Origin of the sequence: Rhodococcus opacus, assembly GCF_012396235.1 — a bacterium.
Classification (GTDB): domain Bacteria; phylum Actinomycetota; class Actinomycetes; order Mycobacteriales; family Mycobacteriaceae; genus Rhodococcus_F; species Rhodococcus_F opacus.
The window spans coordinates 96,533-108,449 of sequence record NZ_JAAXPA010000030.1; the positions used below are offsets into that span (position 1 = coordinate 96,533).

The 11,917-nt window shown below is 65.3% G+C and carries 11 protein-coding genes; 3 read left to right on the forward strand and 8 right to left on the reverse strand.

The window, feature by feature from the left end; all coding sequences use genetic code 11:
* Positions 1-146: 146 nt before the first annotated feature.
* Positions 147-596, forward strand: a complete 450-nt coding sequence (locus HGB39_RS30585; RefSeq protein ID WP_005562226.1) for a PucR family transcriptional regulator — start codon at positions 147-149, stop codon at positions 594-596.
* Between the two features lie 332 nt (positions 597-928).
* Here HGB39_RS30585 and HGB39_RS30590 read toward each other — a convergent pair whose 3' ends face one another.
* From HGB39_RS30590 to HGB39_RS30600, 3 genes are read right to left on the reverse strand one after another with little or no spacing between them, the layout of a single operon-like run.
* Positions 929-2,119: a YbfB/YjiJ family MFS transporter gene (locus HGB39_RS30590; RefSeq protein ID WP_005562228.1), complete on the reverse strand. Its 1,191-nt coding sequence runs from the start codon at positions 2,117-2,119 to the stop codon at positions 929-931.
* A 41-nt stretch (positions 2,120-2,160) separates the two neighbouring features.
* A complete protein-coding gene (locus tag HGB39_RS30595) occupies positions 2,161-3,060 on the reverse strand; it encodes a LysR substrate-binding domain-containing protein (protein WP_005562229.1) in 900 nt (299 codons plus the stop codon).
* A gap of 5 nt (positions 3,061-3,065) precedes the next feature.
* Positions 3,066-4,094: a nitronate monooxygenase gene (locus HGB39_RS30600; protein ID WP_005562230.1), complete on the reverse strand. Its 1,029-nt coding sequence runs from the start codon at positions 4,092-4,094 to the stop codon at positions 3,066-3,068.
* A 105-nt stretch (positions 4,095-4,199) separates the two neighbouring features.
* On the opposite strand from HGB39_RS30600, the gene HGB39_RS30605 reads away from it, so the two are divergent.
* Positions 4,200-5,069 (forward strand): LysR family transcriptional regulator, encoded by an 870-nt coding sequence (locus HGB39_RS30605; protein WP_005562231.1) that lies wholly within the window; start codon positions 4,200-4,202, stop codon positions 5,067-5,069.
* Here HGB39_RS30605 and HGB39_RS30610 read toward each other — a convergent pair.
* Genes HGB39_RS30610 through HGB39_RS30620 form a run of 3 tightly spaced genes read right to left on the reverse strand, consistent with a single transcriptional unit; the run spans position 5,057 to position 8,167 of the window.
* On the reverse strand, positions 5,057-5,746 hold the full coding sequence (locus HGB39_RS30610) for a pyridoxamine 5'-phosphate oxidase family protein (protein ID WP_005562232.1): 690 nt from the start codon (positions 5,744-5,746) through the stop codon (positions 5,057-5,059). The genes HGB39_RS30605 and HGB39_RS30610 overlap by 13 nt on opposite strands.
* The gene (locus tag HGB39_RS30615; RefSeq protein WP_005562233.1) at positions 5,743-7,119 is read right to left on the reverse strand and encodes an MFS transporter; all 1,377 of its coding nucleotides are present in this window, start codon (positions 7,117-7,119) and stop codon (positions 5,743-5,745) included. Before HGB39_RS30615 ends, HGB39_RS30610 begins: the two co-directional genes overlap by 4 nt.
* Positions 7,120-7,177: 58 nt before the next feature.
* Positions 7,178-8,167: an NAD(P)H-dependent flavin oxidoreductase gene (locus tag HGB39_RS30620; protein WP_005260617.1), complete on the reverse strand. Its 990-nt coding sequence runs from the start codon at positions 8,165-8,167 to the stop codon at positions 7,178-7,180.
* Between the two features lie 298 nt (positions 8,168-8,465).
* Here HGB39_RS30620 and HGB39_RS30625 point away from each other — a divergent pair, with 298 nt between their 5' ends.
* On the forward strand, positions 8,466-9,791 hold the full coding sequence (locus HGB39_RS30625) for a hypothetical protein (RefSeq protein WP_005562234.1): 1,326 nt from the start codon (positions 8,466-8,468) through the stop codon (positions 9,789-9,791).
* A gap of 191 nt (positions 9,792-9,982) precedes the next feature.
* Here HGB39_RS30625 and HGB39_RS30630 read toward each other — a convergent pair whose 3' ends face one another.
* Both HGB39_RS30630 and HGB39_RS39160 read right to left on the reverse strand, forming a co-directional pair.
* Positions 9,983-10,438 carry a DUF8820 family protein gene (locus tag HGB39_RS30630; RefSeq protein ID WP_043787586.1) on the reverse strand — a complete coding sequence of 152 codons (456 nt, stop codon included), beginning with the start codon at positions 10,436-10,438 and terminating at the stop codon, positions 9,983-9,985.
* Between the two features lie 42 nt (positions 10,439-10,480).
* Positions 10,481-11,713 (reverse strand): DUF6745 domain-containing protein, encoded by a 1,233-nt coding sequence (locus HGB39_RS39160; RefSeq protein ID WP_005562236.1) that lies wholly within the window; start codon positions 11,711-11,713, stop codon positions 10,481-10,483.
* Positions 11,714-11,917: the final 204 nt, after the last annotated feature.

Sequence of the window (11,917 nt, forward strand, 5' to 3'; positions counted from 1 at the left end):
ACGTTGCGCATCAGACAACTCGATCACCGTCTCTTCGCTGTGTGCAGTAAGGATGCGTGCAGCATATCGACGGGTACCTCACACTCGCGGCGAACGGTCACTAGCCGTCCACCCGGTCTGTCGATCCGCTCGACCATGTCGCCGCGGTGGGCGGCATCGCCGAGCAGATCAGGGAGCTACCTCGATTCCGGACCGAGGCGGTGTGCACATTGCAGTACCTGATGCGTCAGCAGTCGGTCACGCGAGACAATCCGACTCCCCAGCTCCCGGCAGCGGCTGTGTTCGAAGACTATTGGACCGAGCTCAACCTACTCGAGATCGGCAAGTACACAGCCGACAAGCATCTCGACAAGTTCGACGTCATCGATGCGATCCGGGCGTACGACGCCACCCACCACACCGACTTTCTGATCACTCTGCGTGCGTACTTCGATTCGAACGCGAACGTGTCCACAGCGGCCGGCCGAGTGCATGTCCACGGCAATACCATTCGGTACCGGATCACCCGCCGCACCGAGGAGTTCCATATCGACTTCGACGATCCGACCACTCGCCTATGGCTGTGGCTCCGACTCGTTTCGACAGACCTGATGTGAGTGGAGGCATGCGGGGTGGGTCCACTCCCCCGCGCTGTACCGGCTCTGGGACGTGACCGTTGCAGCCTGCACGCCGGGTGCCGGGAACGCGAGAATTGTCAGCGCCATGGCGCCGATGACGAGGCCGGCGAGACAGGCCGCGCCGCCTACGCTCGCGCGAATTGCGTGAAGTGGTTGAAATCTTCGACCTCTGTGTTGACTCACCATGACGATCTCCGTGTGCTCTCGACCGTGCCGCGGCGCCGGCGACGTGAAGCCAGCATGGCCGCGACTCGTCGTGACCACATCGGCCGAAGTACGCGTGCGCATACCTGCTTTTCGACTACCACTCCTCATTCGACCGTGGCTCGCTGACGAAACCGGGCGGTCAGTACCGCGGCGGCGAGTGCTGCCGCCAGAACGATGCCCGAAGCGACGAGCAATGCCAGGTGATAGCCATCGGAAAGCAGTGGTGTGACGATGAGCGGGCCCGCGATCTGACCGAGGCTGTATCCGGTCGTCAGGATCGCGACCGCGCGTGGGAACTGGAGGTGAGCGCCGATCGTCAGCGACATCTGACTGATGCCGAGGAATGTTCCCCCGAACAGGAAGGCGGAGACCAGGGCGGGCCAGATGCCGCCTGCCACCGCGGGCAACGCGATGCCGGCGGCCTGAATGACGAGTGCGATCACCAGCAGGATCGGGCGAGACCATCGTCTGCCGAGCAACGCCCAGAGTGGACCGGACGGTAGCGCCGCCAGCCCGACGAGTACCCAGGCGCCACTGCCGGCGAAGCTGCCTGCGGTGTGGTCGATCGCTGCCACGAGAAAAGTGCCGGCGATGATGTACCCGACGCCCTCGAGGGAATAGCTGACGAAGAGCGCACCGAACCGGCGGTGCCCCTGCTTGTGCGATCTTCTGCGCTCGGCCGGCGGCGCAGTCGGAGCGCGTTCCGGTGTGAGAGTCCACGCCGCGAGGGTGCAGATCAGGGTCAGCAGTGCGGCCGCCCACCACACGGAGCCCCACGTGCTCACCGACCGCAAAATGAGGACGACGAGCCCGGACAGGGCAATACCTGCTCCGATTCCGCCGAACGCCCAACCCGACAGGTGTGCCGCGTGCCCACTCAGGTTGGAGTGCATGGCGCTGACCGCGATGACGAAGACCATCGCGCTGGTGGCACCCGCAACACAACGCAGTACGGCCCAGGCGGTGTCGTTCGATGTCACCGGCATGAGCGCCAGCGTGGTGGTCAGGATCAGCATCGAGACACGCATGGCTGCCGCCGAGCGCATCAAGCCGGGTAGGGCGATTCCGGCCAGCGCGCCGACGAGGTATCCCAGATAGTTTGCCGTCGCCAGAGCGGCGCCCGCCGACGGTGTCAATCCTGCCTGGGCCTCCATCAGAGGGAGAACAGGCGTGTAGACGAACCGTCCGATGCCCATGCTCGCCGCCAATGCGGCCCCGACCTGGCCGACCGTGATCCACGGCGATGTCGGCGTGCGGAATGCGGTCAGCTCGTCGGCGCTGTCTACTGCGTTCATGCGTTCTCTTTCAACAACATTCGGTCGGCGCGTAGGTCCCTCTAGCGAGCCACGGATTTCAGGGAAGCCGGGCGGCTGGACTCGTGGGTGTGGAACAGGAAACGCGACATCGCAGGGGTCATGGTGGAATCTTTACGGCGGATGAACAGGGTTTCCGCGCGCGAGTCGGCCGGCGCGAGGTGATGCACCTTCAACGCCGCCGCCAACGGCGAAGTGGTCACCACGCCCAGCGGCAGCAGGGTCACGCCCATCCCCGCGGCCGCACACCCGAGGATGCCCTCGAGAGTTCCGAACTCGAGGACGTCCGGGCTCGGCACTCCGTGCTGCTCGAAGAGCCGTTCCAGGCGGGCCCGGTAGGCGCAGCCGGCCCGGAGGACGAGAACCTTGTGCCGCCGGCCATCGGTCATTACGGAGTCCAGATCGGCCACGCGAACACCGCTCACCAGCACGAGTTGCTCGATGAAGACCTGCTCGGCGACCAGGTCCGGATGCCGTACCGGGCCGCAGACGAACGCGCCGTCGAGTCGATGCTCGATCACCTGGGTGGTCAGCGCGTCGGTGGTGTCGGTCGCCAAGGTGAAGTCGACTCGGGGGCACTCGTCGCTGAAGGCGGCCAGCACCCCGGGGAGCCGCAACCCGGCGGTGGTCTCCATGGAGCCGATCGCCAGTCGTCCACCCGGCTCGTGATCGTCGCTGACGACCTGCGTCACTTCCCGCACGAGCTGAGTGATCTGTTCGGCATAGGGCAGCAGACGTTCGCCGGAGTTCGTCAGGGTCACCCCACGGGCATGGCGGCGGAACAGTTCCACACCGAGTTCGTCTTCGAGCGCGCGGATCCGTGAGCTGATGTTCGACTGAACCGTCAGTAGTTCCTTCGATGCCCGGGAGATTCCGCCGGCGCGGGCCACGGCCAGGAAGAAGTTCAGATCGCCGATGTCCATGAGAATTACCGCGTTTCACTCCACAGGTCCCGAACGATCTCCCCTGCGGGGGCCGAACGAGCACTGCGATAGCCGGTGCCGGCCCAGAGTGCGAGGCCGTGCGGGTCGCCGGCGGCGCCTGCTGCGGCCCGCAGCCCACTGGTTAGCAGGTGTACCTGTGGATATGCCGCCACCGCGTGAGCATCGAAGTCGGTGATGAAGTCATTGACCAGGCCACGCGCGGGACGACCGGAGAACGCGCGGGTGACGACGGTGTCGGTGAAGCGGGCGTCGTGCAACGCGGCCCGGTGCGCGGGTTTGGTCCCTGCCTCGTCGGCGTCGAGGAGAGCGGTACCGATCTGGACGGCGGTGGCGCCGGCCGCGAGTGCCGCCGCGACGTCTGCTGCGGTCGCGATCCCACCCGCCGCGATGATGGGAAGGTCGATTGCCGAGCGGGCCGCCTCGACCAATTCCCTCGTCGAACGTGGGTCCGGCTCGGCGCCGGGGTCGAGCGTCGCCCGGTGCCCGCCCGCGTCGACTCCTTGTAGACCGATCGCGTCGACGCCCACCCCTGCGGCCGAGCACGCCTCGTCGACATCGGACACCGTGGCCACCACGGCGCTGCCGGCGTCGTGTAACCGATCGACGACGTCCCGCGGTGGAAGACCGAAGGTGAACGACACCACGGGAACGGCAAGCTCGACCGCGAGGCCGACCTTGGCGTCGAAGGCGTCGTCGTCGAAGTCGACGACCTCCGGCAGCGACACCTGCCAGTGTTCCGCGAGTCGCTGCAGTCGCGCCCGATAGGCCTCCACCGCGGCACGGTCTGCCAGGGGGCGGCCGGGGACGAAAAGATTGAGTCCGAACGGTGCACTCGTCAGCGCGCGGACCGCGTCGACCTCACGCCGAACCGCATCGACGGTCTTGTACCCGGCCGCGAGGAAACCGAGGCCACCGGCGGACGAGACCGCGGCAACGAGCTCGGGCGTGCTCGGCCCTCCTGCCATGGGCGCCCCGATGATGGGAATTCGGAGGCCGTCCTCGAGATCGAACACCAGGATCCTTTCGGTCGATGTGTGCGTGGTCTTTCCGTTTCTCATCGTGCACCGCCGCAGTGCGGAGCGGAAATGCCTCTTCGGCCGGATCTATGCTTGGGAGTTATGTCCATCGAACTGCGGCATCTGCGGGCGGCCGTTGCGATCGCCGAGGCAGGCTCGTTCACCGCCGCGGCGAACGCTCTCCACATCACCCAGCCGGCGCTCACCCGAACGGTGCAGCAGCTCGAGACCTCACTCGGCGTGCGATTGTTCGACCGGACCTCGCGGGCACTTGCCCTCACCGAGGACGGTGCCGGGTTCGTCGAGAAGGTGCGCGTCATCCTCGGCGATCTCGATTCCGCGGTTGCGCTGTACACCAACCGATCCCTCGTCCTCGGCTTCAGTTGGCTCCTGCCCGATCCGTGGGCGCAGCAGGTGATCGACGACGTCGAGAAGAATTCCCGCGCCACCGTCGTTCCGCGACGCTACGACGACCCCATCGCCGCACTGAACAACGCCACCGTGGACGCCGCCGTCGTCCGCCGGGATGTTCCCGGCGACGAGTTCGTACAACATCCACTGTTCGAGGAGCAGCGGATTGCGGCGGTCTCGACTGCGTCGCCTCTCGCGACCCGAGAATCGATCGACTGGGCCGAGTTCGGAACGCTTCCCCTGGTCATCAATACCCTCAGCGGCACCACATCCGAAGATCTGTGGCCGAACCACGACGGCCCGGTGGTGACGTGCTCGAACTTCGACGACTGGCTCGAGTTGATCGCCGCCGATCGGGGTGTCGGCACGGTTCCCGAAGTGGCCCGCAGGCGGGTAACCCATCGGAACGTCCAGTTCATCCCGCTGGTCGGTGCGCCGCCCGCGGTCGTGAGGTTCGTGTACCGCCGCAACCGCGCGACGCCGCTGCTGCGAGTACTGCGGGACGCCGCGATCCGGCACTCTCCGCCACCCGGCAGTGCCACGGTCGGTCAACGCGACTGACCGTCGTCGGTGTGCCGGCGAAGCCGGGCGACATCCCGCTCCAGTTCTGCATTGCGGGATCGCAGTCGTTCGATTTCTTCCTGTAGACCCTTGCGGGCCAACGTGAGCGACTCCCGCATGCGCGCCTCGCCGTACTTCGGCGGGATGTTCTTCGTGCAGTTCCGGTCGAGGGCCTCGACGTGGATGACGAACGCGCGATCGCATCCGGCCTTACCTGACCCGCCGGGTGTGGTGAGGAGCCGGGCGATGAGATCCGGATCGTCGGCACGCTCGACGACCTCGGCTCGACCGTAGACTTTGACTCTGGTACGGGTGGGGTAGTCGATGAAGAAGAGAGCCACTCGGTCGTTCTCGTCGAGGTTGCCGACCGTGACGAACTGCTGATTTCCCGAGTAGTCCGCCAGCGCAATCGTCGTCGGGTCCGGCACGTGCACGAAGCCGGGCGGGCCGCCTCGGAGTTGGATATAGGGCCACCCCGAGGGTGTCACGGTTGCGATGAAGAACGAATCGGTGACTCGGATCAGGGCAGTGACGCGGGTGTCCAGTTCGTCGGGCAGGCCTGGGTCGTCCTCCTGCGCCCGCATGCCCCCGTACCAGTTGATACTCCCCGTCACCTTCTGCCGCTCGGCCACCGGAGCAGTGAACGCGATCGCGCCGTACCGGGTCGGGTGTCTCATGACGAGTACTCGGAATCGATCTGCTTCCACGCCCTCCGGACTATCGGGCTGTCCACGCCGCGCCGCAACGTCAGCACGAACACCACTGCGGTGACCGTGGTTACCGCGATGGGATAGATCAGCCCGGCGAGCACGTTCCCGGTCGCGGAGTTGAGCGAGAGCGCCACCAGAGGGGTGAAGCCACCGAACACGCCGGTCCCGATGTGGTACGCCAGCGACAGTCCGGTGTAGCGGATCTGTGGTGGGAACAATTCGGACAGGAATGCCGCGGTGGGCCCGTAGACCATGGTGACGACGATGACCTGAATCGTCAGCGGCACGATCATCTGGATGTGGTGGCCCTCGACCGCGGCGTCCCGGACCCACTGGAACAGCGGGAGGTAGCCGACTGCCGAAAGTACCAAGCCGCACAGGATGATCCGAGTCCGTCCATACCTGTCGGACATCTTGCCGAAGACGACGAAGAACGGTGTCGCGATGACCAGGGCGATTCCGACCGAGACATTCGCGGTGAGGAAGTCGATCTTCAAGATCGTCTGCAGGAAGTACAGCGTGTAGAACTGGCTGGTGTACCAGGCAACTCCCAGCCCGGCCGTGATTCCGAAGAGCACGACGAGCAGCAACGCGAAGGCCGGCTTGTGCGCAACCGCATCCTTGATCGGTGAACGCGAGAGGTTTCCGCTCCGTCGCATCTCCTCGAACACCGGCGATTCGTGCATCTTCATGCGGATCTTCAGCGAGAACAACACCAGGACCGCGGACAGGAGGAACGGAATCCGCCAGCCCCACACACTGAATGCCTCCTCGCCCAAGCCGACCCGGCAGAGCACGATGACGCCGATCGACAGGAGGAGGCCACCGGTCGCGGTGGTCTGGAGAACACTGGTGAGGGCTCCGCGTTTCCTCGCCGGCGAATTCTCCGCGATGTAAACGACTGCGCCCCCGTACTCTCCGCCGATCGCGAGACCCTGCAGCAGCCGCAACATCACCAGCAGTATCGGCGCCAGAATCCCGATGTGGTCATAGGTGGGCATCAGTCCGAGCATCGTGGTGGCGCCGCCCATGATGAGCAACGTCGTCATGAACGTCTTCTTACGGCCGACGCGGTCCCCCATTCTGCCGAACACCATGGCGCCGATGGGGCGTACGACGAAACCCGTGCCGAAGGCGGCAATCGTGACGAGAAGTGCTGCGGTTCCGTTTCCTTCGGGAAAGAACATCCCGGAGAAGACGACTGCGAGACTGCCGTAGATGTAGAAGTCGTACCATTCGATCAACGTTCCGACACTCGACGCGGTGATGATCTTGCGAAGGCTGCTCTTCGCGACACCGCTCGCGAGAGCGGGTGGTGAAACGGACTGGCTGGTGGTCATGGGGAATCCTTCTCCGGGACGCGCGGGGTGAGGGTTGGCGAGGTCGCACCGATGGGCGTTAGGAGCCGATCGCCGCCAAGTCGTGGGACGTGCGGCCCAGGATGGCGTCGGCGGTGTCGACCATGTCATCGATGATCGACACGACGGTGTCAACACGATCGATCTGTCCGACGACCTCACCGACGATCAGATTCGCGACGTCGTAGTCCTCGGCCTTCACTGCTGCCCGGAATTGCTCCTGCTTCTCCTGAAGCACGCCCCGGAGGCCGGACTCGTCGCCGTGCCATCGGCGGATGAAGTCGTTGTGCAGGACTCGGCCCGTGTATCGAGTCGGCCAGGGCTTCTCACGCACGATGTCGAAGGCGCTCTGTCTGATCGTGTCGTCCCCACTCGCCCGTAAGGCACGGTGCTGGGCCGCGCGGGGAATTGCCGCCTCCTCGGCCGCCCAGAACCTGGTCCCGACGAGGGCACCGTCCGCTCCGAGGGCGAGCGCGGCCGCCAGGCCTCGGCCGTCGCCGATTCCACCGGCTGCCAGCAGCATTACCTCCGGGGCCTCCCGCGCGAGAAAGTCGGCGATCTCCGGCACCAGGGTGAACGTCGATCGGGTTCCTGTTCCATGACCGCCCGCCTCTCCCCCTTGAGCAGCGATCACGTTCGCACCTACAACCACCGCCCGGCGCGCTTGTTCGAGATTGTGCACCTGGCAGATCAGCGGGATACCCGCGGCACGAATCGCAGGCGCATGCGGTGCCGGGTCGCTGAAGGAGAGGAAAATGGCCGCCGGACGGTGGCCGATCGCCTTCTCGAGGAGTTGGGGCTGCTGCGCCATGGACCAGGTGATGAAGCCACAGCCGACCGCCTCGGTCGTCACGCGGTCGAACTGATCGTGCAACCAGGACTCGTCGCCGTATCCGCCGCCGATCAATCCCAGCCCACCTGCCTCGGCCACGGCAGAAGCCAATCTCCAATCGGAGACGTAATCCATCGGTGCAAGGACGATGGGGTGTTCGATTCCGAATTTCTCGGTCAGGCGATTCTGCAAACGCATGCTGGGCTCCTCCACAAATTTCCGACGTGTCGCAGTGTGTCCCACGTGCTGCACGTCACACCGGACGGCTTTGCGACAACGCTAGAACCCGGCCGAACAGCGGTCCAACAGTTTGTACCGATACCTGCGTTCTCCAGAACAGAACGCTCGCGCGACCGTACGGACTCGTGAAATTCTCTGTCCTGCACTGCACTAGACTACGGACCACTCGAGCAACCGAAGGGCCGAGCTCCCGCACTTCGATACGGGACAGGTCGATCTGGGTTACCGTGAACATCGACTTGCCGAGGGAGCGATCATGGTCGAGGACGGTGCCCGGAGATGGCGCGACAGCACATGGTTCGACGTGGTCGTCATCCTCTCGACCATCGCCGCCGGAACCGTGGTGGCCGGCCTGCTGAACGACCCTGGGACCGGTGAGCCCACCGCCGACCGCGAGTACTCCTACGTTTTCGAAGCCGCGCCGTACCCGGCGCAGATTCCGGGGTGCGATGTAGTCGAGCCGCCCTCGGACCCTGAACGCGTCAACTTCGCCACCGTCGGGTCGGGCGAGTACGACAATCCGAAGTATCCGTGGTTCTCGATGGCGAAGGCGGCGGCGATGACGCAGGCCGCCATCGACGCGCTACCGAACTCGACGGAGTTGGCTTTCGCCAGTCAAAGCCAGTCCCTTCAGTTCGAGCCGATCGCCGATTACGACCCCTCCAACTTCCCGCAGGAGGGGGACGCGGACCTGTTCAGCGGGTCGACCAACGCCCGCGGCTCGCTGGTCCGAGACGGGCACGTCGGTACCGTGACCGTCGATGTCCGGGCATGGGACCGCCCCATCCTGCCGTGCGTGGCAGGAGCGCTGGATCGACGCGACACCCGCCCGGACGGCACGGTGCTCGATTCGCTGGACACCTGGTACGAGATCAACGGCGTCCGCACACTCGAACGAACTGTCGTCGCTTACCATCCCGATGGCACCCGGATCGTGGCTACCGCCAGCGACGCCGACAACACCGACCCGAAGGCGCGCACCCGGCACAGCGGACAGATCCCGTTGACCCTCGAGGAATTGACCGCGATCGCCACCATCCCGTCCCTGACGGTGACGGCGCCGGTCATCCCGGCCGTGCCGCTGATGCCATCGTGCGGCGCAGACACCGATGGGAACGGGCCGGAGCTGACCCCCGAGAAAGTGGCCCGTCTCGATCGGGCACTCGAAGCCCGGTGGGCGACCATGCCGGGCAACAACGACCTCGCCCTGGATCGGCCGATCGGATCACTTCGATTGACCGACTTCGGCAAGGACAACGTCTGCGAGGTGATCACCGTGACATCGGCCGCCGGAGAGGGGCGCCTGGATATCGCCGTCGTCAGTGGCCGGTCCGCGCCGTCACCGCAGGATGAGTACCTGAACGAGATCAATCCGGATCGCATCACCACCACGTCGCCGGACGGAGCCACCGTCACCCGCGCGGACTACCCCGCCAACGGCGGCAGCGCCTACTTCTCGATCACTCTCCCCTCCACCCAACAGGTCATCATCAGCACCACCCCCATCGGAGGGTCCATCGTGCCGATGACATTGGAGCAGATCGAATACCTGGCCACCGCACCCGAACTCGACCTGGACTGAGAACCCGAGTACCGGGACGCACGTGCCGCCGTCGATGGCACTGCGAGCGGTCACCAGACAGTCGCTTTCACCACCGGCCCCCGCGGCCACCGTGCCCGGGAGGTCCACGCGTAGGGGTCCGTAATCGACAGCCGCGCGCGGCATTCCCGATACCGGTATTGATCCGATTGCTTCGGACGAGGTCCCGAACGCTAATCGGCGACCAACTGCGCCCTTCCGGAAGTTCGCCCGAAGCTTTGTTCTCGCTGCCGTCCGATGACATACCGGCCAGGGGCGATGCCGGTGGCTCCGTGCTCGGGGTGGATGAGGTAAGCCGTCGCTCGGCTGTCGAGGATACCGAGCGCGAGACGCCTGGGGTCGTTGACGGGCGTCGACCATGTGCAGCCCCCTTCGTCAGCGACCAGGCTGTGTGGGTTCCCGCCAGCAGCACTACGCAGCAACTCCACTCCCGAGAGCGGTACGTTCTCCGACCGTGTCCACGGAGCGGACGAGACGATGTCGGCGAGAAGCGAATACGGGATCACGATGAGATCTCCCTGTGCCTGCAGACCGTCGACGACGGGTATGGACACTTCCTGGGCGAGATAGTCGAACACATCGAGGCCGGTGAGGGCAGTGAGAGCGGACAAGGTCATGGTTGCATTCATGCGAGTCACCTTCGAGTTCAGGGAGTCAGGTTTCGGTCTTGTTCAGGTGCGACGAACGAGGCGGGCGTAGTCGGCGCCGCCGAGGCCGTAGGTCCAGCCCGCGGCGTCCAGTGCGGATGAGATCCATGTGGGCACGTGAAGCCCGTATTGTCGCCGACGTCCGTCGCGTTCGGGAGAACCGTTGATCGCGAGCAGGATACGGCCAGTGCGCCCCCAGCCGTCCGGGGTCGCGTAGAGCCGCAGGGTGCAACCGGCATTGCCGGGATCGTCGGCTTGGTCGACCAGCGCGAGGTCGGCCGTATCGATGTAGTTGTCCCACCCGATGCGCTCGATCGCGCATCGGCGAATCTCGACATTGCGTTCGCGCGCGATGCGTTCGGCAGTCGGGTCGCGGACGACCCAGTCCGGGACGACGGTTCCGTGCAGAACGAACACTGCATCGCCGTCTTGGAATTCGAGCGCCGGGGAATCCGAGTGGTGCAGCCGGTGTTCGTTGTGCACACGACCCGGTATGGGCTCGGAATGAAGGGTGGTGGGACGCTCTGCCATGACACATACGCCGTCGAACGCCCACCACCACCCGGTTGCACCGGTCAACGCGATGTTGGCGTCGAGTAGTGCATCGTCGTGGGAGTGGAAGTTCGCGAGGCCGAGCCGACGGTACGTGTCGTAGTAGGCGACTCGGTGGGCTTCTTGTTGTCCGTACCAGGTGACACCGAGGACGGCTGGAGGCAGAAGCGTCCGTATCGCAGCTGCAACCCCGTCGAAAAGCGTGATGTGCAGCGAATCCCAGACGGTAGCTCGGATGATCCGATCGGGGCTGATGCCGACGCGGGCGGCATCCGCAGGCGGCTTCACCCGTGCGGTCTCGACCGCCCGGCGTTCGTTCGGCCAGTCGGATATCCTCCGCTTGATGCGTGCGTCCATACGTTTGCGTGATTCCGACAGCATGGTTGCGATACCGGCGGTAGCGCCACGGATTCCGTTGCCCTCGAGCGACATCGGCATCGCCAGGCCCTCGGCGGCGATCAGGCTCGATCCGGCTGAGGGAGACGGAACCCAGACGAACTCCGGCTCGCGGGATTTTGATTGTCGATACAGCTGCGCGACAGCCGATTCCGCAGTGGTGCGATCGGAGGGGTGTGCGCACAGCCCGTGCGTGAGCCATGCATCGCGCACGGCCTCGACCACGAGAATGTAGTCGGAGAGGGGATCAGCGTTCTCGGTGAATGCCGCTCGGGGTCGAGCCGCCGAGCGAAACGGGGCGGCGCTCACGCGACGGTGGCGGTGTCCGCCTTTCCGGTAGTCATAGTTCTAGAGCCTGACACGAGGACGCGGCGAGCGCAAGGCCCCGCGTTGACTCATCCAAAATGCCCGCGTAAGCCCCTTCGTTGCCTCACGTGAGAACGCCCGCGTAGCGGCGTGTCGATCACGTCGGTGTGGTGGTCGAGGGTAGGGCCGGAGGATGGGACTGACCAT

Excerpts from the sequence above, each read along its gene's own strand:
- HGB39_RS30590 (WP_005562228.1), bottom strand. The coding sequence starts at position 2,119 with ATGAACGCAGTAGACAGCGCCGACGAGCTGACCGCATTCCGCACGCCG.
- HGB39_RS30595 (WP_005562229.1), bottom strand. The coding sequence starts at position 3,060 with ATGGACATCGGCGATCTGAACTTCTTCCTGGCCGTGGCCCGCGCCGGC.
- HGB39_RS30605 (WP_005562231.1), top strand. The coding sequence starts at position 4,200 with ATGTCCATCGAACTGCGGCATCTGCGGGCGGCCGTTGCGATCGCCGAG.
- HGB39_RS30610 (WP_005562232.1), bottom strand. The coding sequence starts at position 5,746 with ATGAGACACCCGACCCGGTACGGCGCGATCGCGTTCACTGCTCCGGTG.
- HGB39_RS30615 (WP_005562233.1), bottom strand. The coding sequence starts at position 7,119 with ATGACCACCAGCCAGTCCGTTTCACCACCCGCTCTCGCGAGCGGTGTC.
- HGB39_RS30620 (WP_005260617.1), bottom strand. The coding sequence starts at position 8,167 with ATGCGTTTGCAGAATCGCCTGACCGAGAAATTCGGAATCGAACACCCC.
- HGB39_RS30625 (WP_005562234.1), top strand. The coding sequence starts at position 8,466 with ATGGTCGAGGACGGTGCCCGGAGATGGCGCGACAGCACATGGTTCGAC.
- HGB39_RS30630 (WP_043787586.1), bottom strand. The coding sequence starts at position 10,438 with ATGAATGCAACCATGACCTTGTCCGCTCTCACTGCCCTCACCGGCCTC.